This window comes from Cryobacterium sp. N21, assembly GCF_002929575.1.
In the GTDB taxonomy this organism is placed as follows: Bacteria; Actinomycetota; Actinomycetes; order Actinomycetales; family Microbacteriaceae; genus Cryobacterium; species Cryobacterium flavum.
Genome location: NZ_PJJQ01000036.1, coordinates 377,043 through 401,239 on the forward strand (window position 1 = coordinate 377,043; position 24,197 = coordinate 401,239).

The window sequence follows — 24,197 nt, forward strand, 5'->3', positions numbered from 1 at the left end:
GAAAGCGGTAGAGGGCGCTCGAACGGCAAAAATCGTGCGGGGTGGGACCCAACACGCAAGCCAACCGCTAACGCTACCAGCAATCGTCCCGACCCCCAAACCGACTGCGCCTCCGCGCGCGAATACCTCGTGAGCGGATGACCGCCCCCGATATGGGTGCGCGCTACGCCGGCTTACCGTAGCGACTGCCCGTATCGGGCGCACCCATGCCGATGCCGCGCTACCGCAGGGACTGCTGCAGAAACTGCTCAGTCTCCGTGAAGACTAGCCGGCCAAGTGCTCCGTTGACGATGGGCAATTGCGGCGGGACGTGCCCGCATTCGACGTTTCCGATGATGGGAAGACCGAGCGTACCCAGGGCGTCCAGCACGGCCTCCAACTGCGTCAGCGTGGGGGAGTCCTTCGCTCCGGTCCGGCCCACGAGCACGGCGGCCGCTCCGTCGAAGAAGCCGGCCAGTCGCATCCCGTGCAGGTATCGGCAGATGGCGGTCGCCTCGTCACCGGCGGCCTCGATGTAGACGAGGGTGGCGATATCCGTTTCTCCGCGCAAGCGGGACATGTCGGCGTAGCGCGTTCCGGCGAGGTTGGCCATCGTTTCGATGCAGCCGCCGATCAATCGCCCGGTTACATCGACGGGGCCGGTGCCAGCGTCGAGGCGCGCCCACCGGCCGCGGCCGTTCCAGGCCTGCTCGGTGACGTCAGGGTCGGCAGACCAATCATCCCGGTCGTTCAGGCGGTGTACATTCGGCGACGACTGGCGAAAGGACGCGCCAACGGGCTGTCGTGCGATCTCGAGCCAGTGCACCAGGGACGCCGGTGTCGCATAGGGCGTATCCATGAGGTTGCTGCCGTGAATGGTGGCCATTCCGGTGAGGAGCGTGATCGGCGTGAGCAGCGTGGAGATGTCCGAATAGCCGACGATCCAGGTTGGATCAGCGGCGGCGATGGCATCGAAATCCAGGTGCGCGATGAGATCGATCGCCGTCTCGCCGCCCCAGGGCGGCACGATAGCGCGCACTCGTGGGTCGAGGAGCATCCGCATGAACTCGGCGGCGCGCTGCTCCACCGGCGCGCTGATATGGGTCGCGCCGTCCAGACACTCACCGACATCAACCTGGAATCCCTGGTCCTTCAACCCCTGAATCGCGAAGTCCAGCCGCGCCCGAAGCCGTTCGGGGACACCGCTCGACGGCGCCGTAACTCCGATCAGGTCGCCGGCAACGAGTGGTCGGGGATAGCGGATGTCCATCACTCGATAGTCGCAGGTCGGCCCGCCCCACGTCCACCACTGCGAGCGGATGCCGCAGCCTCAGTCCGCCCGCCACACTTGCTCGGCGACCCGCAGCAGGATCGCCGTGAACCGCTCCGGCTGGGCCAGGCTCGACAGGTGCGTCGCCCCCGGCACCACAACGACCTCCCCGTTTCGGCAGGCCGCGAGAAAGCGCCGTTCGTTCAGCCGAAAATGATCGAGGGCACCGTTGACCAGCCAGATCGGGCCCGGATACGCCGCCAGGCTCGTCAGAGGAGTCAGCGTCGAGGTCGCGCGCAGCCCGGCATCCATTACGTCGAGCGCCGCTCCGCCGGCGAGTACATCGCGCGCGCCCGCCGCGGGCAGAAGCCGGCGCGCCATGGTTTCGTGCAGCCACAGCCCTCGATCGGGCAGGCGATGAATTGAACGGGCCAGCAGTCGATACCCCTGAAGCAGCGGGCCTTTCGGAACGGCGCTGCAACCGGCGGCGACGAGTCCGGCCACGCGGTCGGGGTGTCGGGCAGCGTAAGCCACGGCGTAATAACCGCCGAGCGACAGTCCCACGAGCAGCACCCGGCCACCGAGCGCCTCCACCCCGGCGTCGATGGCGGCGAGCGCGGCCGACACTGTGAAGGGCTCATTCATGCGCTGCCCGTGACCGGGCAAATCGATCGCCAGCACCGGATACCCGGCTGCCCGCAGCTTGTGCTCCTGAAAACGCCACATCGTGGCCGACGCGCGAATGCCGTGCACGAGCAGAACCGGCACACGGGCCGCGGGAATCTCCATGGCGTGAGCCTAGTCAGCCGCGGCCACAGTCGGCTGGGCACCGCCGGGACGCAGGACGCCTGGCGATCCTCGATCGGGCCGCCGGGCTTCCAAGCACCATGTTTAGGGTAGAACCATGACTATTGCTCCCGCGTCCACCCTGGCCGCCATCATCAACGCCCACGTCGTACCGGTTGTCGGCGACCCCATCCCGAACGGCACAGTGCTGATTGAGAACGGCAAGATCACCGCGATCGGCGCCGACCTGACCGTTCCGCCCGCCGCGCGAATCATCGACGCGACCGGCAAATGGGTGCTTCCCGGCTTCATCGAAGCGCATGGGCACGTTGGTATCCACGAAGAGGCAAATGGATGGGCCGGCGATGACACCAACGAGATGACCGGCCCGAATATGGCCGCGGTTCGCGCCATCGACGCCATCAACATTGACGACGAAGGTTTTCGTGACGCACTCTCCGGCGGAGTCACCACGGTCGTCGTCAAGCCCGGCTCCGGCAACCCGATCGGCGGCCAGTCGGTCGCGATCAAGAGCTGGGGCGGTCGCACCATCGACGAGCAGGTGATCAGCGACTCGGTGAGCATCAAGAGCGCCCTCGGCGAGAACCCGAAGCGGGTCTACGGCGACAAGAAGCAGACCCCGAGCACCCGCCTCGGCGTGAGCCTGATCATTCGGCAGGCCTTCGTCGACGCCCAGAACTATGTGACGGCGCGCGATGCCGCCGCCGAGAAGGGCGACACCTTCACCCGCGACCTCGGCAAGGAGGCCCTCGCCCGGGTGCTCTCCGGCGAACTGGCCTGGGACCAGCACGTGCACCGCCACGACGACATTGTCACGGCCATCCGTTTAGCCGAAGAATTCGGCTACCGCCTCGTGATCAATCACGGCACCGAGGGCCACAAGATCGCCGACGTGCTGGCCGAGAAGAAGATTCCGGTCATCTTCGGACCCATGCTCACCGCGCGTACCAAGGTGGAACTCCGCGACAGGGCGATCGGCAACCTCGCCGTGCTCGCCGCCGCCGGCGTGCTCGTCGCCATCACGACCGACCACCCCGTCGTTCCGGTGAACTTTCTCGTGCACCAGGCGTCCCTCGCTGTGAAGGAGGGACTGCCGGTGCAGACCGCGCTCGAGGCTCTCACCGTCAACCCGGCCGTCATCCTCGGGCTCGACAGCCGGGTCGGCTCCCTCAGCGTCGGCCTCGACGCCGACGTCGTGATCTGGTCGGGCGACCCGCTCGACCTCGGTTCGCGCGCCGAACTCGTGCTCATTGCCGGCACCCCGGTCTACCGCTACAGCGACGGCTTCGGCCAGGTCGTCGAGCGAGCCAACCGCGCCTAATTTTTCTTGAGCAGGAGTGTCGATTCCGGCCTGTCTCGATCGTCATGTCGGTGTCACTATCAAATGATCAGAAGGGAAACCACCCTGCAGTGTTCATTGCTCGTCCTGAGCCAGGAAGCCGGCGACGCCCAGGTTGACGAAGCGGCCATGGAATGGGGTCGCAAGGCCTTTGACGCCTACGCGTAGTCACTCGATGCCCGACCTCGACGCCGCCATCGGCTGGGCGCGGCAGTGTTCGGCGGCCCTCTACGGCGTCGTCGAGATTCGCCCGTCGGCGGTCATCTTCCGGGATGGACAATGGCAGACCCCGGGCAGCGAAACGGCCCAGGCCTGACCAGCAGAACGGATGCCGGGGCGCGGGCCGAGCAGGTGGCCCGCGCCCCGGCGAGCATCAGCTTGCGGTCGGTGACGGCCGGGTGGACGAACGGGCCGGTGTCAGTCGTTCCGGTAGATCTCCGAGCGGTGACCGAGCGCAGAGACGGTACAACCGCTCCGAGCATGGGACAATGGACGAACTATGTCACCGAGAGCCCTTCACGCGCTGGAACCGGCCGCCACGGCCCCCGAGTTCATCCGCAACTTCTGCATCATCGCCCACATCGACCATGGCAAGTCGACGCTCGCCGACCGCATGCTGCAGATCACCGGCGTCGTCGACGAGCGTTCCATGCGGGCCCAGTACCTGGACCGCATGGATATCGAGCGTGAACGCGGCATCACCATCAAGAGCCAGGCCGTGCGCATGCCGTGGGAGCTGGACGGCGTTACCTACGCGCTGAACATGATCGACACCCCCGGTCACGTCGACTTCACCTACGAGGTCTCCCGCAGTCTCGCCGCCTGCGAGGGCGCCATTCTGCTGGTTGACGCGGCCCAGGGCATCGAAGCCCAAACCCTCGCCAACCTTTACCTCGCCCTCGAGAACGACCTCACGATCATTCCCGTGCTCAACAAGATCGACCTGCCGGCCGCCGACCCCGAGAAGTACGCCCGCGAACTCGCGAGCCTCATCGGCGGGCGCTCGGAAGACGTGTTGCGCGTCTCCGGTAAGACCGGCGCCGGCGTCGAGGAACTGCTCGACCTCGCCACCACCATGATTCCGGCGCCGAAAGGCAACCCGGATGCCGCCGCCCGCGCCATGATCTTCGACTCGGTCTACGACAGCTACCGCGGCGTCGTCACCTACGTGCGCATGATTGACGGGCACCTGAAGGCCCACGAAAAAATTCAGATGATGTCGACCAAGGCGACCCACGAGATCCTCGAGATCGGCGTCATCTCGCCGGAACCGGTGGAGAGCAAGGGCCTGCGCGTCGGCGAGGTCGGCTACCTGATCACCGGCGTGAAAGACGTGCGCCAGTCCAAGGTCGGCGACACCATCACGACCGCCGTGCGCCCCGCCACCGACGCCCTGCCCGGCTACGACGAACCTCAGCCCATGGTGTTCTCCGGCCTGTACCCGATCGACGGCAGTGACTACCCGGCGTTGCGCGAGGCCCTCGACAAGCTCAAGCTGTCTGACGCCAGTCTCGGGTACGAGCCGGAGACATCCGTTGCGCTCGGTTTCGGTTTTCGCTGCGGGTTTCTCGGACTGCTGCACCTGGAAATCATCACCGAGCGTCTCGAACGCGAATTCAACATCGACCTCATCACGACCGCGCCGAGCGTGCCCTACGAGGTCACCACCGACGACAAGCGCACCATCACGGTGACCAACCCGAGCGAATACCCCACCGGCAAGATCGCCAAGGTGCTCGAACCCATGGTGAAGGCGGCCATTCTCGCGCCGAAAGACTACGTCGGCGTCATCATGGAACTGTGTCAGAGTCGCCGCGGCACCCTGCTCGGCATGGAATACCTCGGCGAAGACCGGGTCGAGATTCGCTATTCGATGCCGCTCGGTGAGATCGTGTTCGACTTCTTCGACATGCTCAAGGGCCGCACCGCCGGCTACGCCTCGCTCGACTATGAGCCCTCCGGCGAGCAGGAAGCCGACCTGGTGAAGGTCGATATTCTACTGCAGGGCGAGCAGGTCGACGCCTTCAGTGCCATCGTGCACCGCGACAAGGCCTACGCCTACGGAGCGCTCATGACCGGGCGCCTGCGCAAGCTTATTCCGCGCCAGCAATTCGAGGTGCCCATCCAGGCCGCGATCGGTGCCCACATCATCGCCCGTGAAAGCATCTCGGCGATGCGCAAGGACGTGCTCGCCAAGTGCTACGGCGGTGACATCTCGCGCAAGCGCAAGCTGCTCGAGAAGCAGAAAGAGGGCAAGAAGCGCATGAAAATGGTCGGCCGGGTTGAAGTTCCCCAGGAAGCCTTCATCGCCGCTCTGAGCGGCGATATCGAGACCAAAGACAAGAAGTAGAGCGGATGCGCAGAACCACCTTCACCGACGCCGCCGTCAGCTACGCTGCCATCGGCGGCACGCTCGCGCCCGACCTGATGAGCTATCCGCCGAGAGGCTACCGCCCGATGGAGCAGAGCGTGAAGCTCGGCAGCTCCCAGGATCGGTTCGAGGCCGCGACCAAGTTGCTGATGACCTGGGGAATCCAGCGGGGCAGCGGCATGGAGGTGACCGACCTCGAAAACGGCACCGGCGTGCAGTACACGCCGGTGACCTTTGGGCCCGACGGCGCCCCGGCGGTCGGCCAGCAGCATCCGGTCAACGAAGCGACCTTTGCCGATGACGGCACCCCGTACATCGCCAACGGCATGACGGCGACGCTGAAAATGAAGGTGTGGCTGTTCCGCGTCACCGCGCCGGTCCGCGTCGTCTACGTGATCGACGAGGCGGCCCGCATCGGGTTCGCCTACGGCACCATGGCCGGTCACCCGGAAAGCGGCGAGGAATCCTTCATCGTCGAGCACCGGGAAGACGACTCGGTCTGGCTGACCATTCGCTCGTTCTCGCGGGCCAGCACCTGGTATTACCGGCTGGCCTGGCCGGTGCTGCGCTTTCAGCAGGCCAAATTCACCCGGCTCTACCTGCGGGCGTTGCACCCCGTCGGCGCCATCAAATAGAACGTACTGGAGCACCACCCATGGCCGGACCCCACCCCGTCGGCGATCCCGCACCCGACGATGGCCTCCTTCCCGCGTCGGCGGCCGTTGACGCCTTCGTGCGCGATTTCGGCGTGTACCTGCACGTGCCGTTCTGCCGAGTGCGCTGCGGCTACTGCGACTTCAACACCTACACCGCGACCGAACTGCGCGGCGTCAAGCAGAGCGACTACGCCAGCCAGGCCGTGCTCGAGGTCGAAGCGGCCGGGCGCATCCTGACCGCATCGGGCGTTCCCAAACGCTCCGTCGCCACCGTGTTCTTCGGCGGAGGTACGCCAACGCTGCTGCCGGTGACCGACCTCGCGAAGATGCTCAGTGCAGTGCGCGACCTGTGGGGCCTGGCCGCCGGGGCCGAAGTCACCACCGAGGCCAACCCCGACTCGGTCGACGCCGCCTACCTCGGTGCCCTCGCCGATGCCGGATTCACCAGGGTGTCCTTCGGCATGCAGTCGGCTGTGCCGCACGTGCTCGCGACGCTCGAGCGCACCCACGATCCCGAGAGGGTTCCGCTCGTGGTCGAGTGGGCCCGGGCCGCCGGGCTCGATGTGAGCCTTGACCTCATCTACGGCACGCCGGGGGAGTCGCTGGCCGACTGGCGCGCCAGCCTCGAGCAGGCGCTCAGCCTGCACCCAGACCACCTGAGCGCGTATTCGCTCATCGTCGAAGACGGCACCAAGCTGGCTCGGCAGATTCGCCGCGGCGAGATCGCGCCGACCGACGACGACCAGCAGGCCGACTTCTACGAACTGGCCGACGAGCTTCTCGCCGCCGCCGGGTACGACTGGTACGAGGTCAGCAACTGGGCCACGAGCGACGCGCACCGCTCCCGCCACAACCTCGCCTACTGGACCGGCCAGGACTGGTGGGGCGTCGGCCCCGGCGCACACAGCCACGTCGGCGGGGTGCGCTGGTGGAACGTGAAGCATCCGGCCGCCTATTCCGAACGGATGCTCGGCGGCCTGTCCCCGGCCGCCGGCCGCGAGACGCTCGACGCGCCCACCCGCGAGCTCGAACGCATCCTGCTGCAGAGCCGCATCCGCACCGGAATTCCGGTGGCGTCGCTGTCTGCTGCGGGCCGGATCGAGGTGGCCAGCCTTATCGCCGACGAACTCATCAACGCGAAAGCGGCCCTCGCCGGGACCATCGAACTGACCCTGCGCGGACGGCTGCTGGCCGACGCCGTGGTGCGGCGGCTGAGCGACTAGAGCTGAGCGACTAAAGCGGGGCTTAGCTGACGAACTTGATCGTGAGTGGGTAGGTGTAACCCTGTCCACGGTTCGCGGCCAGCGCCGCCAGAATCATGAACACGACAGCCACGATCGCGAGCGGTATGTAGAGAATGCCGCCGATGCCGATCGTGACAATCGTGATCGGAACGAGTACCGCCACGTAAATCAAGAGGGAGATCTGAAAGTTCAGGGCGGTCGCGGTGTGCGCGCGGATGAACGGTCCGCGATCTCGCAGCATGAGGTAGCCGATGAGGGCCGGCACGAAACCCAGGGCTGCCGCGCTGAAGATAATCCCACCGACGTGGATCAGCGTCGCCCACAACTTCTCGTCCGCGGGGCTCATCGGGGTGGCGGGGGTGGACTGGTACGGATTCTGCTCAGACATGAGGGCCTCTCGCTGTACGGCCGGTCACTGGCACGGCGGTGCCAGTGACCTCCAGACTAATCGCCCCGCCGCCGGTCGGAGCCAGGAGGCGCTACTTGATCAGGCGCAGCGCGAACGGGTACCGGTAATTCTTTCCGTCCTTGGCCTGTACAAATCCCATGATCGAGAAGATGACCCCGGCCAGCCAGACGATCCAGCCCAGGCCCGCGAGCAGCCCGCCAATGCCGAACGTGACCAGGGCGAGGAGCGTCGACACCACGGTGATCGCGACATAGGCGATCAGCAGGGTGATCTGAAAGTTCAGTGCCTCCTTCGCCTCGGTGTTGGTGAAGCGCCCTCGGTCCTTGAAGACCAGCCAAATGATCAGGGACGGAAGAAAACTCAGGATGCCGCCGAGGTGTGCCAGCGAAGCCCACTGGCGATCGTCGGCCTCCGAGAGCGGGGCCGCCACGACCGGCGTGGAATAGGGACTTGCACCGGGCTGGCTGTTCGGCGGTTGGCCATATTGCGGCTGGCCGACGTTGGGCTCACGGTAGTTGGAATCACCGGGAGGTTGTGCCTGTGGATCGCTCATGATCGTGCCTTTCGCTCAAAGAGGTGGGAGCGTATACCGGTAATTAAACGCTCACTTCGGGGTACTGGCAATGGGTGTACTCAGCCGGAACCCGGCCGGTCGCGATAGGATTGGCAGTCAGTGGATGCGAGTGCCAACGGCGTGCCGGCAAACCTGCGTTCCAGGGTGCCCAGGGCGCGCGAGGCGAGCGGCATCCGTTGGGCCGAAGCTCTACCTCAAGAATCAGGAAGGCGGGTGCAATGGTTTCCGACCGTGGCCTCGATGTTCTGCGCGTGATCGTGCAGGACTACGTTGCCTCCCGTGAACCCGTCGGCTCCAAATCCATCGTGGACCGGCACTCCTTCGGCGTCTCCGCCGCCACCATTCGCAACGATATGGCCCTGCTCGAAGAAGAAGAGCTCATCGCGGCACCGCACACTTCCTCCGGTCGTATACCCACCGACAAGGGGTACCGCGTTTTCGTCGACCACCTCGCTGATCTGCGTCCACTCACCCCGGCACAGCGTCAGGCCATCGAAACGTTCCTCGGCCACTCCGCCGACCTCGACGAGGTGCTCGTGCGCAGTGTGCGGCTGCTCTCGCAGCTGACCCACCAGGTTGCGCTCGTGCAATACCCCTCTCTGTCGCGCGCCAAGGTTCGCCACATCGAGTTCGTACCGCTGACCGAAACCCGCATCCTGTCGGTACTGATCACCGATTCCGGTGGCGTCGAACAGCGCGTGATCGATCTGCCGCGCGCGCTCGACGAGCAGACACTCGGCGAGGTGCGTGCCCGTCTCAATGTTGCCGTGGTCGGGCTCGGCATGGCCGAGGCATCCGCTGCCCTCGCCGCCAGCGTCTGGCCGGGGTCACCAGCGTTGCAGCCGATCGTCGACCTCATCACGAGCACCCTCGCCGACCAAGTCGGTTCCAACCGGCAGGACAAGCTCGTCATGGCTGGTGCGGCCAACCTCGTTCGCACCGAAGAGGACTTCTCGGGCAGCATCTACCCGGTGCTCGAGGCCATCGAAGAGCAGGTGGTGCTGTTGCGCCTGTTCGGCGAGATGGAGACCGACCAGCACGGCGTATCGGTGAGTATCGGCCGCGAGAACGCGGCCTTCGGGCTACCGGAGGCGAGCGTGCTGACCAGCGGCTATACGGCCAACGGCAACCTGGCCCGTCTGGGCGTGCTCGGGCCGACTCGCATGGACTATTCCAACAACATGGCGGCGGTGCGCGCCGTCGCACGTTACCTGTCTCGCCTGCTCGGCGAGACCTAGAGCTTGGGCCGCCCGGCGGCCTCTTCATCATTTCGAACAACCATCACAACTCAAGGAGAGCCACCTTTGGCTGACCACTACGAAGCGCTGGGCGTTGACCGCGACGCGACCACCGATCAAATCAAGAAGGCGTACCGTCGCCTGGCCCGCGAACTGCACCCCGACGTGAACCCCGGCGCCGAGGCGTCGGAACGGTTCAAGAGCATCACGCACGCCTACGACGTGCTGAGTGACGCGAAACAGCGCCAGAAGTACGACCAGGGCGGCGGCCAGAACGGCGGCTTCGACGGGCAGAACTTCGGCAACTTCGGTGACATCTTTGAGACCTTCTTCGGTGGGGGAGGCGGCAGCAGCCGCGGCCCGCGCTCCCGCCGCGAACGCGGCCAGGATGCACTCATTCGGGTCGAGCTCGACCTCGACGAGGTCATCTTCGGCACGCACCGCGACCTCGAGGTCGACACCGCGATCGTCTGCGACACCTGCAAGGGCTCGTGCTGCGCGCCCGGCACGTCACCGATCACCTGTGATATCTGCCACGGCACCGGGAGCATCCAGCGCGCAGTGCGCTCCCTGCTCGGTAACGTCATGACGTCGAGCCCGTGCGGATCCTGCCGCGGCTACGGCACCATCATCGCCACGCCGTGCATGACCTGTTCCGGCCAGGGCCGCGTGCGCGCCCGCCGCACGGTTCCGGTCGACATCCCGGCCGGCGTTGACACCGGCCTGCGCCTGCAGATGCCCGGGAGCGGTGAGGCCGGCCCGGCGGCCGGCCCGAACGGCGACCTCTACCTCGAGATGAAGGTGCGCCACCACGACGTGTTCAGCCGTGATGGCGACGACCTGATGTGCTCGCTCGACGTGCCAATGACCAGTGCCATTCTCGGCACGAGCGTCACCGTGAAGGCCCTCGACGGTGACATCGAGGTGGAGATTCGCCCCGGTTCGCAAAGCTCAGAGGTACTCACTATCAAGGACCGCGGCATCACCAAGCTGCGCGGCAGCGGTCGTGGCGACCTCAAGATCGGCATCCACGTACTCACGCCGACCAAGCTCGACCACAAGGAACGCGACCTGATCGAACAGTTCGCCGCCCGGTATTCAGCCCCCGCACCCACCCTGAGCCAGTACCAGCAGGGTTTGTTCGCCAAGCTGCGCGACCGGTTCCTCGGCTAACGTGGCACATTTCTACCTGCAGGAAACGCTCCGGGCGGCGCAGTGTCGCCCGGGGCAGGTCGTTTCTGTCGACGGCGCCGAAGCACGGCACGCGGTCACGGTCAGCCGGGTTCGTCCAGGGGACCGGCTCCGCCTGGGTAATGGGGCCGGGTTGTTGCTCGAGGGAACGGTGCTGACGGCCGACGCCGCGGTGTTGACCCTGCGCGTCGACGAGGCGAGCGAGACGGCGGCGGCGACGCCGCGCATCCGCTTGGTGCAGGCCCTGGCCAAGGGTGACCGTGACGAACTGGCCATTCAGGCCGCCACCGAACTCGGCGTCGACGGCGTCATTCCCTGGGCCGCCGCGCGCTCCATCACCAAGTGGGAGGGCGCCAAAGTCGCCAAGGGCCACGACCGTTGGAGCACGATCGTGCGCGAGGCCAGCAAACAGTCGATTCGCGCCTGGCTGCCGGGCGTCGCGCCGCTCGCCAGCACCAAACAGCTGGCCCTGCTGGCCGTCACGACACGGATGCTGCTTCTCGACCCGACCGCGACCGGTCGCCTCACCGAGGTCGCCCCGCCCACCGACGACCGCGACATTCTGCTCGTCGTCGGCCCCGAGGGCGGAATTTCCCCGGCCGAACTGCTCCTGCTGGAGCAGGCCGGCGCCACCCAGGTGCGCCTTGGCGACACCGTGCTGCGCACGTCGACCGCCGGACCAGCCGCTCTCGCCATCCTCAACGCGACGCTCGGCCGCTGGTAGCGCCGCTTAAGATAGAGGCATGTCTTCTTCCGGTTCCCAGCCGTCCATTTTCAGCCGCATCATCGCGCGTGAGATTCCGGCGACGATTGTCGCCGAGACCGAGCACATCATCGCGTTCCTCGACATCGCCCCGAAAGCACCGGTGCACGTCGTCGTCACCACCAAAGACCCGCAGTACCAGAACGTGGTCGAGCTCGCCGCCGGAAACTCGGCCCTGCTCGCTGAACTCGTAGCCGTGGCCGAGCAGATCGCCGCGGAGCGCACCAACGGGCAGTTCCGTCTCGTCTTCAACACCGGTGCGGCCGCCGGCCAGACCGTCTTTCACGTGCACGCTCACGTCATGGGCAGCCCGGAACTGACCGACCATCTCGGGGAGGACTCGCTTGGCACACTCTGAATTGCGTTTCACCGTCGATGGCGTCGCCATGGTGCGCCTGCTCGGCCCTGAAGACCGCTTCCTGAGCACCATCGAGGCCGAGTACCCCAACGTTGACGTGCACGTGCGCGGCAACGACGTCACCCTGGGCGGCTCAGCCGATGATGTGGAAGCCGTGCGCCGCCTGATCGAGGAACTGCAACGTGCCCTTCGCGCCGGCCACGACCTCGGCGAAACCGAGGTCGCCACCTCGGCACGGATGCTTGCCGCCGACAGCTCCGTGAGCCCCTCCGCCCAGCTCGGTGCCCCCATCCTCACGGCGCGCAACAAGAGCATTCGGGCTAAATCGATCGGCCAGAAGGATTACGTCGACGCCATCGACGAGAACACCATCGTGTTCGGTATCGGCCCGGCCGGAACCGGCAAGACCTACCTCGCCATGGCGAAGGCGGTGCGCGCCCTGCAAAATAAGGAGGTCGAGCGCATCATTTTGACCCGGCCCGCCGTCGAGGCCGGCGAACGGCTCGGTTTTCTGCCCGGCACCCTGACCGACAAAATCGACCCCTACCTGCGGCCGCTCTACGACGCGCTCGGTGAGATGCTCGACCCCGAACTCATCCCGAAGCTGCTCGCCGCCGGAACCATCGAGGTCGCACCGCTCGCTTACATGCGCGGGCGTACCCTCAACGCAAGCTTCGTCGTGCTCGACGAAGCCCAGAACACAACGCCGGAGCAGATGAAGATGTTCCTGACCCGGCTCGGCTTCGGTTCGAAGATGGTCATCACCGGCGACGTCACCCAGATCGACCTGCCGGCCGGCACGAGCGGTCTCAAACTGGTCACCCGCGTTCTCGACGGGATCGACGACATCCACTTCGCCTATTTGAGCAGCGCCGACGTGGTGCGTCACTCGCTCGTCGGCCGCATTGTCGACGCCTACACCGAGTACGACGAGAAAAAGCAGGCCCTCCGCCAGGAGAGCGCCGAAGCGCGTGAATTTGTTAATCGCGGTCCCCAGCGCGCCAGCGCCGCCGGTCGCAACCCGAAACGGAGTTCCAGTTGAGCATCGAAATCAACAACGAGTCGGCCAACCCGGTCGATGAGGCGGCCATCCAGCGCCTCGCTGCCTTCGCGCTCGACACCATGCACGTGCACGCCGACGCCGAACTCGCCATCGTGCTCGTGGATGAGGGCGCGATGGAACAACTGCACGTGCAGTGGATGGACGAGCCCGGCCCCACCGACGTGCTGAGCTTTCCCATGGACGAACTTCGCCCCGGAACCGAGGAACAGGAGACCCCGCCGGGTCTGCTCGGCGATATCGTGCTCTGCCCGCAGGTCGCCAAGGAACAGGCGGAAACCGCCGGCCACAGCACCCTCGACGAGCTGCTGTTGCTGACCACCCACGGCGTGCTGCACCTGCTCGGCTTCGACCACGCCGAACCCGACGAAGAAAAGGAAATGTTCGGCATTCAACGCGACATTCTCATCGGCTTCGCCATGCAGGAACGACAACGCCACTGATGCTCCACGTGTGGTTTATTTATGCGGCGGTCATCCTGGTGGTGTTCGCCGGGCTCATGGCCGCCGTTGATGCCGCGATCACGACCCAGTCCCGGGCCGACATCGCGAGCCTGGTGGCGAATCATCGCGCCAAACGGTCGCTCCAGGCCATCGCCGACGACACCGGCGCGCACCTGAACGCGATCAACTTCATTCGGATCACCGCCGAGACCACCGCGGCCGTGCTGGTGACGCTGGTCTTTGCAACCACGATCGATGCCCTCTGGCTGGCACTTCTGCTGTCCGCGCTCATCATGACCTCGGTTTCGTTCGTGTTGGTCGGGGCGAGCCCGCGCAGCGTGGGCCGCGCGCATCCGGTTAATTTGCTGACCGCGACCGCACTGCTCGTGCACGTCGCCCGCGTGCTGCTCGGACCCGTAGCCAATGCCCTTGTCGCCCTCGGCAACCGGGTCACACCTGGGCGTACCAAACTGGCCACCTTCACCTCCGAAGACCAGCTGCTCAGCATGGTCGACGAGGCTACCGAGTTGGACGTGATCGAGGAAGATGACCGCGAGCTCATCCACTCCATCTTCGAATTCAGCGAGACGGTCGTGCGTGAGGTGATGATTCCGCGTACCGACATGATCACCATCGACGCCGACGCCACCATCGACGCGGCCATGGGCCTATTCCTGAGCAGCGGCACTTCGCGGGTGCCCGTGCTGGACGGCGAGGTCGACGACGTTGCCGGCATCCTGTACCTGCGTGACGTGGCACGGCTGGTGTTCGAGCGGCCGATCAACGCGCTGCAGCTCACCGTGGCCGACCTGGCCAGGCCGGCCGTGTTCGTGCCCGAGTCGAAGAAGGCCGACGACATGCTGCGACAGATGCAGCTGGAGTCCAACCACCTGGCCATGGTCGTCGACGAGTACGGCGGAATCGCCGGCCTGGTCACCCTCGAAGACCTGATCGAGGAGCTCGTCGGCGATATCTCCGACGAGTACGACCGTGACGTGGTCGAGGTCGAAGACCTCGGCGACGGCCATTTTCGGGTGAGCGCCCGACTGCCGGTCGACGAACTGGGTGAGCTGTTCGACCTGGAACTCGACGACGACGACGTCGACTCGGTGGGCGGCCTGCTGGCCAAAGCCCTCGGGCGATTGCCCGTGGCCGGCTCGGTCGCGTCGGTCAGTGGACTCAATCTCACCGCTGAACGCACCGAAGGCCGGCGCAGACGCATCAGCACCGTGCTGGTGGAACGCGATGAAGCTTTGATTGATGCGCAGACCGCATTCCTCACGGTACCGACTGCTAACACCAGCAGCACAAGCACAGCGTCTGATGATGAAGGAGAACGGTCATGACCGAAGCTACACCGGCACACCCTGCCGATTACCGAGCGGGATTCGTCTCGTTTGTGGGACGCCCCAACGTGGGTAAGTCCACCCTGACGAACGCGCTGGTGGGGGAGAAGGTCGCGATCACGTCGTCGAAGCCGCAGACCACCCGCCGGGCCATCCGCGGCATCGTGCACCAGAAGAACGGCCAGCTTATTCTGGTGGATACCCCCGGCATCCACCGCCCGCGCACCCTGCTCGGTGAGCGCCTCAACAGCCTCGTCACCGCCACCCTGGCCGGCGTCGACGTGATCGGCCTGTGCATCCCGGCCAACGAGCCGATCGGCCCGGGCGATAAGTTCATCAATGAACAACTGGATGCCTTCCCACGGGCCAAAAAGGTCGCCATCGTCACAAAGATTGATGCGTCCTCCAAGACCAACGTCGCCAATCAGCTGCTCGCTGTTTCACAGTTGCGGGACTGGGAGGCGATCGTGCCGATCTCCTCGACCAGCCGGATCCAGCTGGATACCCTCGCCACCGAGCTGCTGCGTCTGCTGCCACACGCGGATGCCCCCCTCTACCCGGCCGACGCCGTCACCGACGAGACCCTCGAGTCCCGCATCTCTGAATTCATCCGCGAGGCCGCCCTCGAGGGCGTCACCGACGAGCTGCCGCACTCCATCGCCGTCACCATCGATGACATCATCGAGCGCGACGACCAGGAACTGGTCGAGATCTACGCCAACCTGTTCGTCGAGCGCGACAGCCAGAAGGGCATCATCATTGGCAAGTCGGGCAGCCGGCTCAAGGATGTCGGTACCCGCGCCCGCAAGCAGATCGAACCGCTCGTCGGCAAGCGTGTGTTTCTCTCGTTGCGGGTGAAGATCGCCAAGGAATGGCAGCGCGACCCGAAGCAGCTCGGCCGCCTCGGCTTCTAACAGCTCTTCGGTAGCCGTCAGTACCGCGCTGGTCGAGGCGCGAAGAACGAGTGATCGAGACCGCACCCACCCGCGTCATGCCCGGCTGGCAGCGGCACCAGTGGCAGGATGCCGGGCATCGGACACCGTGAAAGTTCAGTTTCGGTAGTCGTTGTGCGGGCGACCCGGTCTCGGGTCGTCTCCGTTTCGTTGGGCGAGTTGGGCGAGACCGCCATCCCGTGACGGGTGGCTGTCTGCGGTGTCTGCCCCGGGGGCGTCGGTAGAAGCTGGTCGAGCCGGAGGTGTTCGGCCATGAGTGGATTCTTGCTGGGTAGGGCGATCAGCGTTTGTTCGGGTTCGATTTCGATCGGGGGTTGTAGCCAGTACTGGTCGTTCTGGAGATGGATCGTCCAGTGTCGGTTGTGCAGCAGCATGTGATGGTGTGCACACAGTGAGATGGCGAAATTGATGTTGGAAGGTCCCTGATCAGACCACATTTTTATATGGTGAGCTTCTGTCCACGATGGTGGTTGGTCGCAGCCGGGCCAGCGGCATCCGCCGTCGCGCGCGGCGAGGGCTCGGCGTTGTTCACGGTTGAAGAGACGTTCGTCTCGTCCGACGTTGAGGGGTTGCCCGGACTGACTGAACAGGATTCCGAGGTATCCGGTGTCGCAGAGGTGCCGGTCGATCGTCTCCGCGGACACCGGAGCGGGGTTGCCTTCGAGGTAGCCGAAGGCTGATGTGGCGCTTCGGCTCCCGGAAGTGCCGCTCTGCGTCGTGCCGCTTTTCGTGGTTTCAGCCGCGGGGGTCGGGCCAGCCGCAGGGGCCGGGGCAGTGCGGGCCGGGCCAGCTGTCGGGCCGGCTGCCGGGCCGGCTGCCGGTGCCGCCGTTGTGTCGGCTGCTGGGTCAGCAATGGTGGTGGGGCGGTCGGGTTCGGTGACGATGATCTGCACGACCGGGCGGCGTCCGCCAAACATGGTGTTCGGGTCGGCGTCGGCGCCGAGTTTGAGCAGTTGGGTGAAGGAATCCGCGGCGATTTGGTCGAGGGTGCGCGGGTCGTCCTTGACGCGCTGTGCCCAGGCGGCGCGTTCGGGGTCGACGAACCGCACGCCGCCGCGTCGCGGGCTGGTCAGGGCGTCGTAGGTTGCCATCCACATTTCGCCCTGCTCGGGTGCCAACAGGGCGTGCAGGGTCACCATGCCGTCGGCTCGCCGCCACAACGACCAGGTCGTGTCGTCGCGGGCCTGCTTTTCCCTGGCCTGGATGCCTGCGGCGTCGAGGTCGTCGCGCATGCGCCGCGCCCGCTTGTAGGCCTGCTCGGTGTGCATGCCTGGTACCTCGACCAGCAACACTCGGAGAGCGGCGGCGAGTTTCTCGGCTGTGATGGCCTGATCCAGTGTGCCCAGACCTCGCAGCAGGGCGTCGCCGACGCCGGGCGAGAATGTGCCGGCGGTGACAGCGTGCAGAATCGGTGCCTGCCACGGCACCACCACCGGCTCCACCGGATCCACGGTTGCCATGGGTAGTACCGGGCGGGGCGCGGCCACGGGCAGTGGCGGCAAGTCGGGGTGCAGCGTCGCCCACGCCGCCGCGCGCTCCGCCTCTCGAACGGCGTCCAGCTCGGCGGCGCGCTCGGCGTCCGCGAGGGCGTCGGCGGTCGCCTGCGCGACCCGCTCGGCTTCCCGAGCGGCTTCTTCCGCCCGTCGTTCCGCGGTTTCGGTTTCGTTCATGAGGACGCCGACGGCCAGCAGTCGGCCGGCCTCCATACGGCTGAGTCCGGTGGCGTCTTGCACCATCAGCGTCGGGGTACGAAACCCGTGCCGAGCGGCCAGGCCCGACTGGCCCAACTCCGGGCGGGACCGGTGCGCGATCGTGCCGGCCAGAAGGGCCGCCGCCGTGTTGCTCAGTCGCAGGAGGTCGGCGATCGGACCGCGAGCGGCGAGCACCTGCGCATCTGTCAGGGTGCTGAACTGAGCGCTGGAACTACCGAGCGCGGCGACGGCCGCTGCTGCCCGGGCGAGCTCCATCGCCATGATGTTCATGATTCAACTCAACACCCGACCACCGACATTCCCGAGGAAAAATCACGCCTATATGCCCGAAATCGACCGAATCCGGCAAAGAATACCCAAAGAAATGTTTTGAGAGCCGGCACGTCCCCGGCGAGGACCGTGCTGGAAGCTCCCGCACCGGCCTGCTGCATGAAAGTAGGCACCGAGATCGCTATTGCACGGTCGTCCGTGACACGTTGAGACGGCGGGCGACGTCCGGGTTGCAGTAGCCTGCGAGGGCGGGCACGATCGATCTGGGGGGATAAACGTGATGGCACGGAAGCCTTTCGGCGATATGTCGCCCGTCACGTATCGAAGCCCATTGCGCAAGATGCTCATGCTGCGTCAGCTGAGAAATCTGCTGCGCGCCGCCACGGCGATGATCCTGGTCGAGGCTATTGCAACAGCGGTGGCCGCCACGTTGGCGAGCGCTGTCGTCGGGCGAACCGTCGCGCAGAGCGGAGGCACGGACCCGGCCGTGGTCGTTTTGCTGTTGACCGTCATGGGCGCGACCTCGGTGGTCTGGCTTGCTCGCCGCGCTGTGGCGACCGACGCAGCACCCTGATCGCGACTTCGTCGCAGCCGCGATCCTATCCACGCGTTGCTGACGGCTCCGCCGGCGACCAGGATTCTCTTAGTCGCTGGTCGTACTTTTCACGCGCCAGGCCGTGCGTTCGACGATGGTGAATCCCAATCTGGCCAGGTTTCGAACGCTCGGTGATCTGGGAGCCGCGGTGGCCGCAGCCAGGGGACAGCCGAGAGCTCTTGCGACGCGGATTCGGTGCCCGAGGAGGGCGCTTTGGGCTCCAGCGTCTCGTGCTGCCGGGAGTGTGGACGCCCCGCCGAGCACCGCGACGGCATTCTGCACGGACATGGCCGCAGCGGCGAGGGGCTCGCCGTTACGGAAAGCGATGAATGCTCGAACCATCGGAAGGGCGTGTTCCGTTCGGATCAGCGATCGCACGTTGTCCGTTGCCGCGTACCCAGCGTCGAGTAGGTCCGCGAAGAGTGCTGCATCCGGGGCGGAAGAGACTTCGCGTATCTCCCACTGGTTCCGGTCCGTGCCGTCCGGGCGGATTGCTCCCACACGCAGGACGGCAATGGGACGCACGGGGGCGAGCTCGTAACCCTGGTCGAACATCCGGTCGTTGAGCGCCTGCGGCGGCGATGTTGCGATAATGGTTATTTGGTGTCGGTTCGCGAATCGGTTCAGAACCTCAGGCAGGTGCTCGACGGAATGTTCGTTCAGGCCCTCGACAGTGTTGAGAAATCCGTATTGATCGGCCGTTGCGATGCTCGCCCGCAGGCCGCCCAGGCGAAATGATTGGAACGCGCCCGGTAACCCTCCGGCCGCCGCCGCATCCAGGGCTAACGACTTACGCTCGAAAACAGCCAGCTCAGCGTCGTGAACAGGGTCCTCGACGGTATCCGGCATCTCTGAAGCCTAGGGGCTGTGCATGCGCACGCTGTCCCGGCGGTGAATTTCGGTCGCGGAGTATGCCCGTGCTCGTGTCGCTCGCAAGAATGTGTGTATATTGTTTATCGATAGATTCACACCGATAAACGATAGGATTCACATGCATCGCTCGGCGATCGTCACCCTGAAAACACTCATCTTCGTGCTGATCACACTGCTTCTGGCGTGCCAGGTCTTTGTGATCCCAGCGGTCGCGCAGCAGATGGTCGAAAAATCTCCCCCACTCGAGTATCTCCAGGTGCCCGGGATCATGGTCACGGTGGGGTTCGTGCTCTGCGTGCAGGTCGCGCTCGTCTGCGTGTGGCGGCTGCTATCGCTGGTGCGGGCATCCATCATTTTCAGGGAAAACGCGTTCAGGTATGTCAATATCATCCTTGGCCTGGTCGCGCTGGCGACCCTCCTCATCCTCGGGTCTTTCATCACCCTGGCGGTCGCCAGTGTTGCCTCGCCCTCGGTCATCATGCTGTGCTCGCTCGGAATCGTCGTCGGCTCGGGACTGGCCTTGATGATCGTGGTGATGCGCGGGCTCCTCCATCAGGCTTCCCAACTCGAACGCGACCTGGCGGAAGTGGTCTGATGCCCATCGTGATCAACCTCGACGTCGAACTGGCTAAGAAGAAGATATCGGTCGCCGACTTCGCCGCAGCGATCGACATCACACCGGCGAATGTTTCCGTGCTCAAGAACGGCCGGGCGAAGGCCGTGCGCTTCTCCACCCTCGACGCCATCTGCCGTGTGCTCGACTGCCAACCCGGCGACATCTTCATGTGGGTGCCTGAAGATGACGGCGCCGCAGAAGCAAAGTCAGCGGTGGCGGGGTCATGAGCATGCCGCGAGCTGTTCAGCCTTGGAACGACGTCGCGATTCGCCATCTGCTCGACCGCACGTCGTGCCCCGTCTGCGCGGTCGCGCTGCCCGACAGCCCCTGTCGCAATTGCGGTGCCGAACTCGTCGGTGTTCTGGCGGCAGAACTCTGGTCAGCTTCGGAGGCGGCCGCCGCGGCGCTCGTGGCACGACAAGAGGCACTTGTCCTCGTGTCGCATCCGCCCCGTGCGATCGACGCCGAAGACAGCGCCGTGCCGACGCCGGCACCGATTCCACAACGGATGCCCGCGCAACCTGGCGCGGGCGCTTCGGCCACTGCGGGCCGTCGGTCGAGCGCGACGGTGCAGTCCGTGCTGGCCATCGCGGGCGCTGGACTGTTCGCCGTCTCCGCGGTCGTCTTCACCTTCTTCAACCCCGACCTCAAAGATCACGCCCTGCGCAGCGTGATCGTCGGGCTGATCACCGTCCTCTTCCTCGGCGGCGCGTGGCTGCTGGCCCGCCGCAAGCTGCAATTCTCGGCCGAAGCCGTCGGCGGCCTCGGGATGGTCTTCGTGGCCCTCGACGTCTACGCGTTCTCGGAACTGGCGCCCAGCGGGGTTAGCCCGTGGGTGCTCGCCGCCGCCGGAACACTCTTCAGTGGCGGTGTCATGGTCATGGTGTCGACGCTCGCGCGCATTCGCGGCTGGCTCTGGATCTCGCTCGCCGGACTCACTCTCGCTCCAGCGATGCTGGGCTACGCGGGCGAATCGACACTGGCGGCGACCCTGGGACACCTCGGAGTGGCCTTCGTCGCGCTCGCCCTGTTCAGGACGACACCGATGCTGGCGCAGCGATTTAATGGGCTCCTCCGGTTTGAGCGGATGACGCTTGCGACGATCCAAATCGTCGCGACCGGCATCGTGCTGGCCCAGATCGGGTTCATTGAGTTCACCACCACAACCGAATACTGGCTGACGATTACCGCAGTGCTGACCGGTGTCGCCCTGCTCGCCCTGCTCACGATTCGGCAGGTGGCCAAGTTGTTCTGGAGCGCCGTCACGGGCGTTGCCGCGATGGCCGCCGCTGTCAGCCTGCCCTTCGCCCTCGACCTCGGCGCGCACGGCGCGGGCGAGTGGTACCAGGCCGTCGCTCCCGCAGCGGGTGCCGCCGCACTGCTCGTGCTCCAGGGGTGTGCTCCGAGAGCCCGCGCCCTCGACCGCCGAGCATTCCTGGGTGGTGCATTCGCCATTGCGGGGGTGAGCGTGCTCGTGCCCGTTCTCTCCGCCGTGCTGATCGGGGCCGCAACGGTACTCGGCTCACTGAGCGGCTCGGACCTCGGTGCGATCGGCCTCATGCCCGCGCACGGCTTTCTCGCCGTTGTGCTCGGACTGGGTGCTATGTCGGCCGGACTCGGAGCGTTCTCGGTGCTAACCAGTCGCGGTGATACCGCGAAAACGGATGCTACCCCGAAGCTGGCAGCGTGGACCGGATCACTAGCGATCTGGCTCGCCGCCCTCGCCGGGCTGGTCTTTGCCTGTCAGCCCATCTTGCCGCTCTGGTCGCGCATCACGATCGCCCTGTGCCTGGCCGTGGCAACGAGCAGTGCGCTCGTCGCCGTTCCGCGCCTGCGCAGTGCCGCCCTGAGAATGCGGCTGCCACTCGTGCTGGGCATCCATTTCGCGGTGCTGCTGGCCGTTATATTCTCCTCGGCCGATGATGGTGCCACCGTCTGGGCTGGCATCGCTATCGTCGCGACCATCGCCGTCATTGCGCAGACCGTGCCGCCCGGGATACGGTTTCTGCACGTCGGCGCGGGTTATGCCTACGCGCTCGTCATCGTCGCGATTGCACTCGACCAACTGGGCCTCGGCACCATCGCCGTGCTCTGCCTGACCACATCGCTCGGCTCGCTCGGCGCGATTGCCGCAACCTTCCTGCGACGGGTCGGGCCTCCGGCCTGGTACGCGATTCTGGTCGTGACGATCGTGCCGTTCATGATCGGCGTTGCGCAGGTGCTCTTTGAGCGCAGCGGCTGGACAGCCCTCTCCACCGCCCTCATCTTCCTACTGGCACTCACCCTCCTCAATACTCGACGCGCGGGCCTCGGAATCGTGCTCCGCACGATCGCCGCCGGCCTCCTCGTTCCTGCTCTTGCCGTCGTGGTGATCTGCCTCGGCGCGCAAGTGCTCCTTGGCAGCGCGTCTCCGGTGACGCTGCCGGTGATCGCGGCCATTGTTGCTATCGTGCTCCCGAGCACCGGCCTGATTGAGTCGATGCTGGGCCTGCGGGGGATTGGGTCGAGGGATACCGCGGCGGCCCGGATCGCGATTGAATCGTCGACCCTGCTGACCGCGGTGATCGCGGTCCAGCTGGCGCTCGTACGCGTCGCTGCCGGGCTGCCGACGACCTTCATCGTGCTGGTCATCCTCGGGCTCGGCACGGCAGCCACAGCTTTCTGGGCGAAACGCCGCTACGGGTGGTGGGTCGCCGCCGCCTCATTCACCGGCGCACTCTGGTGCCTGTGGGCCCTCGCCGAAATCAGCGCGCTCGAACCATACCTGCTCCCGCCGGCCCTGGCCGCCGCAATTGTCGGCCTGATCCTTACCGCACGAGGTTCCCGCGCCGTGCCGCTCTACGCGTTGGGCCTCGTCGTGGCCCTCGCACCGATCCTGGTGATGCTGGCGGTATCCGGCACCGGGGCTGCCGCCCTGGCTTCGTGGCGTGGCTATGGGCTCGTCGTCGCATCGTGGCTCCTGTTTGGCGTCGGCCGTGTGCTCGGCCGAGGCTCTTCGGTGCGTGCCGAACTGCTCCGAGCGCTGCAGATTCCAACCCTGGGCGTAGCGATTGCCGCCGGGGCGGCCGGCGCGATTCAGGGGGTCAGATTTGGTTTCGGTGCCGACCCGATCCTGACCGGAGGTGTGCCGCTCGTTCTGCTCTGCTTCGGAATCGGCCTGGCCGGAGCACTGCCGGCGGCCCTCGGCGCGGGCGCCATCCGCAGGGTCGCGCCGGAGGGGTCGCGGTGGGCCCGCACTCGCTGGCTCTATGCGCCCCCGGCGGCGTTCGTCGCGGTCGCCACCTGGTCATCGATCGAGCGCGATTGGTTCACAATCTGGATGATGTGGGCTCTCATGCTCGCCTACCTCGTGACCGTCGTCGTCATCGCCTGGCGGCTGCGCACCCGAACAACGAGCCTGCCACCCGTGTGGTTCGTCTTCGCCATCGCGTTCGTCACGGCGATCGTGGCGTGGAGTCCGCGAGACCTGCGCGTCGAATGGTTCTCGCTGCCGCTTGGCCTCTTTCTGCTGGCGGCCGGCGCCATGGTGCTGAATGGTGCGCGAGCGGATGCCGCGCGCGTGCATCCAGTCGATGCCAGCACGAGAGGCACCATCAGTAGCTGGCCGGCCGGCTGGAACGGCTCCTGGCCCCTGCTCGCCCCCGGAATCGTGGCCCTTCTGTCGGCTTCGGTCACGGCCACCTTCACTGACCCGCAGACCTGGCGGGCGATCCTCGTGATCATCATTGCGCTCGTCGCAATTCTGATCGGCTCGAGTCGCAGGCTCGCGGCCCCGTTCCTGATCGGAATCATCGTGCTTCCGCTCGAAAACGTTCTCGTGTTCCTAGTGCAGATCGGTCGGGGGATCGAGTCGATGCCGTGGTGGATCACCCTGGCCGTCGTCGGTGCCGTGCTTCTTATCATCGCCGTCACCTATGAGCGACGTGCGGGTGAAGAAAACAGCATCACTGATCGATTACGGGACCTGCGCTAAGAGCTGGCGCAGCGACGCTCAGCCAGCAGAGCATGCGCCGATGGTCGGGGAGTAGGCGCGCCCGTCCCGCGACCGGCAGGCGCGGCATCCGCTTGCAGGCTGGGAGCGGGCTGTCAGCCAGCCATGACTTTTCCGGGCACTGGCTGATAACTCAGCG

General features: G+C 65.9%; 24 protein-coding genes. 18 read left to right on the forward strand and 6 right to left on the reverse strand.

What is annotated here, in order from left to right; translation table 11 throughout:
- Positions 1-220: 220 nt before the first annotated feature.
- On the reverse strand, positions 221-1,249 hold the full coding sequence (locus CXY77_RS18415) for a S66 peptidase family protein (RefSeq protein WP_104130680.1): 1,029 nt from the start codon (positions 1,247-1,249) through the stop codon (positions 221-223).
- Between the two features lie 60 nt (positions 1,250-1,309).
- A complete protein-coding gene (locus CXY77_RS18420; RefSeq protein WP_104130681.1) occupies positions 1,310-2,038 on the reverse strand; it encodes an alpha/beta fold hydrolase in 729 nt (242 codons plus the stop codon).
- A gap of 115 nt (positions 2,039-2,153) precedes the next feature.
- Here CXY77_RS18420 and CXY77_RS18425 point away from each other — a divergent pair, with 115 nt between their 5' ends.
- From CXY77_RS18425 to hemW, 6 genes are all read left to right on the forward strand, one after another.
- Entirely contained in the window at positions 2,154-3,377 is a 1,224-nt protein-coding gene (locus tag CXY77_RS18425; protein WP_104130682.1) for an amidohydrolase, read from the forward strand.
- A 63-nt stretch (positions 3,378-3,440) separates the two neighbouring features.
- Positions 3,441-3,563: a hypothetical protein gene (locus CXY77_RS20895; protein ID WP_255410058.1), complete on the forward strand. Its 123-nt coding sequence runs from the start codon at positions 3,441-3,443 to the stop codon at positions 3,561-3,563.
- A 7-nt stretch (positions 3,564-3,570) separates the two neighbouring features.
- A complete protein-coding gene (locus CXY77_RS20245) occupies positions 3,571-3,711 on the forward strand; it encodes a hypothetical protein (protein WP_158252883.1) in 141 nt (46 codons plus the stop codon).
- Between the two features lie 183 nt (positions 3,712-3,894).
- Positions 3,895-5,745 carry a translation elongation factor 4 gene (gene lepA, locus CXY77_RS18430; protein ID WP_104130683.1) on the forward strand — a complete coding sequence of 617 codons (1,851 nt, stop codon included), beginning with the start codon at positions 3,895-3,897 and terminating at the stop codon, positions 5,743-5,745.
- A 5-nt stretch (positions 5,746-5,750) separates the two neighbouring features.
- Positions 5,751-6,401, forward strand: a complete 651-nt coding sequence (locus CXY77_RS18435; protein WP_092339802.1) for a DUF1990 family protein — start codon at positions 5,751-5,753, stop codon at positions 6,399-6,401.
- Positions 6,402-6,421: 20 nt separating this feature from the next.
- Positions 6,422-7,645, forward strand: coding sequence for a radical SAM family heme chaperone HemW (hemW, locus tag CXY77_RS18440; protein ID WP_092339803.1), 1,224 nt, complete (start codon positions 6,422-6,424; stop codon positions 7,643-7,645).
- Between the two features lie 22 nt (positions 7,646-7,667).
- Here the strand turns inward: hemW and CXY77_RS18445 are convergent, their stop codons facing one another.
- Together CXY77_RS18445 and CXY77_RS18450 are read right to left on the reverse strand one after the other, a co-directional pair.
- The gene (locus CXY77_RS18445) at positions 7,668-8,054 is read right to left on the reverse strand and encodes a DUF4870 domain-containing protein (protein ID WP_233197512.1); all 387 of its coding nucleotides are present in this window, start codon (positions 8,052-8,054) and stop codon (positions 7,668-7,670) included.
- Positions 8,055-8,145: 91 nt separating this feature from the next.
- The gene (locus CXY77_RS18450; protein ID WP_104130684.1) at positions 8,146-8,628 is read right to left on the reverse strand and encodes a DUF4870 domain-containing protein; all 483 of its coding nucleotides are present in this window, start codon (positions 8,626-8,628) and stop codon (positions 8,146-8,148) included.
- Between the two features lie 239 nt (positions 8,629-8,867).
- Here CXY77_RS18450 and hrcA point away from each other — a divergent pair, with 239 nt between their 5' ends.
- The 8 genes from hrcA to era all read left to right on the forward strand — a co-directional run bounded on the left by hrcA (position 8,868) and on the right by era (position 15,962).
- The gene (gene hrcA, locus CXY77_RS18455; protein WP_092339805.1) at positions 8,868-9,887 is read left to right on the forward strand and encodes a heat-inducible transcriptional repressor HrcA; all 1,020 of its coding nucleotides are present in this window, start codon (positions 8,868-8,870) and stop codon (positions 9,885-9,887) included.
- Positions 9,888-9,953: 66 nt separating this feature from the next.
- Positions 9,954-11,060, forward strand: a complete 1,107-nt coding sequence (gene dnaJ / locus CXY77_RS18460) for a molecular chaperone DnaJ (RefSeq protein ID WP_092339806.1) — start codon at positions 9,954-9,956, stop codon at positions 11,058-11,060.
- A gap of 1 nt (position 11,061) precedes the next feature.
- Positions 11,062-11,802 (forward strand): 16S rRNA (uracil(1498)-N(3))-methyltransferase, encoded by a 741-nt coding sequence (locus tag CXY77_RS18465; RefSeq protein WP_104130685.1) that lies wholly within the window; start codon positions 11,062-11,064, stop codon positions 11,800-11,802.
- A 19-nt stretch (positions 11,803-11,821) separates the two neighbouring features.
- Positions 11,822-12,199: an HIT domain-containing protein gene (locus CXY77_RS18470; RefSeq protein WP_092339808.1), complete on the forward strand. Its 378-nt coding sequence runs from the start codon at positions 11,822-11,824 to the stop codon at positions 12,197-12,199.
- Positions 12,200-12,227: 28 nt separating this feature from the next.
- Complete coding sequence (locus tag CXY77_RS18475; RefSeq protein ID WP_092339882.1) at positions 12,228-13,241, forward strand: PhoH family protein; 1,014 nt, start codon at positions 12,228-12,230, stop codon at positions 13,239-13,241.
- Positions 13,238-13,702: an rRNA maturation RNase YbeY gene (gene ybeY, locus CXY77_RS18480; RefSeq protein ID WP_104130686.1), complete on the forward strand. Its 465-nt coding sequence runs from the start codon at positions 13,238-13,240 to the stop codon at positions 13,700-13,702. The genes CXY77_RS18475 and ybeY overlap by 4 nt, the downstream gene beginning before the upstream one ends.
- Complete coding sequence (locus tag CXY77_RS18485; protein WP_092339810.1) at positions 13,702-15,048, forward strand: hemolysin family protein; 1,347 nt, start codon at positions 13,702-13,704, stop codon at positions 15,046-15,048. The genes ybeY and CXY77_RS18485 overlap by 1 nt, the downstream gene beginning before the upstream one ends.
- The gene (gene era, locus CXY77_RS18490; RefSeq protein WP_104090761.1) at positions 15,045-15,962 is read left to right on the forward strand and encodes a GTPase Era; all 918 of its coding nucleotides are present in this window, start codon (positions 15,045-15,047) and stop codon (positions 15,960-15,962) included. The genes CXY77_RS18485 and era overlap by 4 nt, the downstream gene beginning before the upstream one ends.
- A 17-nt stretch (positions 15,963-15,979) precedes the next feature.
- Here era and CXY77_RS18495 read toward each other — a convergent pair whose 3' ends face one another.
- On the reverse strand, positions 15,980-17,983 hold the full coding sequence (locus tag CXY77_RS18495) for an HNH endonuclease signature motif containing protein (protein ID WP_104130687.1): 2,004 nt from the start codon (positions 17,981-17,983) through the stop codon (positions 15,980-15,982).
- Positions 17,984-18,287: 304 nt separating this feature from the next.
- Between CXY77_RS18495 and CXY77_RS18500 the strand changes: the two genes are divergently transcribed.
- Positions 18,288-18,557 (forward strand): hypothetical protein, encoded by a 270-nt coding sequence (locus CXY77_RS18500; protein ID WP_104130688.1) that lies wholly within the window; start codon positions 18,288-18,290, stop codon positions 18,555-18,557.
- Positions 18,558-18,626: 69 nt separating this feature from the next.
- On the opposite strand, the gene CXY77_RS18505 is transcribed toward CXY77_RS18500, so the two are convergent.
- Positions 18,627-19,427, reverse strand: coding sequence for a GNAT family N-acetyltransferase (locus CXY77_RS18505; protein WP_104130689.1), 801 nt, complete (start codon positions 19,425-19,427; stop codon positions 18,627-18,629).
- A gap of 142 nt (positions 19,428-19,569) precedes the next feature.
- Between CXY77_RS18505 and CXY77_RS18510 the strand changes: the two genes are divergently transcribed.
- Genes CXY77_RS18510 through CXY77_RS18520 form a run of 3 tightly spaced genes read left to right on the forward strand, consistent with a single transcriptional unit; the run spans position 19,570 to position 24,040 of the window.
- On the forward strand, positions 19,570-20,046 hold the full coding sequence (locus CXY77_RS18510; RefSeq protein WP_104130690.1) for a DUF2975 domain-containing protein: 477 nt from the start codon (positions 19,570-19,572) through the stop codon (positions 20,044-20,046).
- Positions 20,046-20,294, forward strand: a complete 249-nt coding sequence (locus CXY77_RS18515) for a helix-turn-helix transcriptional regulator (protein WP_104090767.1) — start codon at positions 20,046-20,048, stop codon at positions 20,292-20,294. Before CXY77_RS18510 ends, CXY77_RS18515 begins: the two co-directional genes overlap by 1 nt.
- Positions 20,291-24,040 (forward strand): SCO7613 C-terminal domain-containing membrane protein, encoded by a 3,750-nt coding sequence (locus tag CXY77_RS18520; protein WP_140425580.1) that lies wholly within the window; start codon positions 20,291-20,293, stop codon positions 24,038-24,040. The genes CXY77_RS18515 and CXY77_RS18520 overlap by 4 nt, the downstream gene beginning before the upstream one ends.
- The last annotated feature ends 157 nt before the right edge of the window (positions 24,041-24,197 follow it).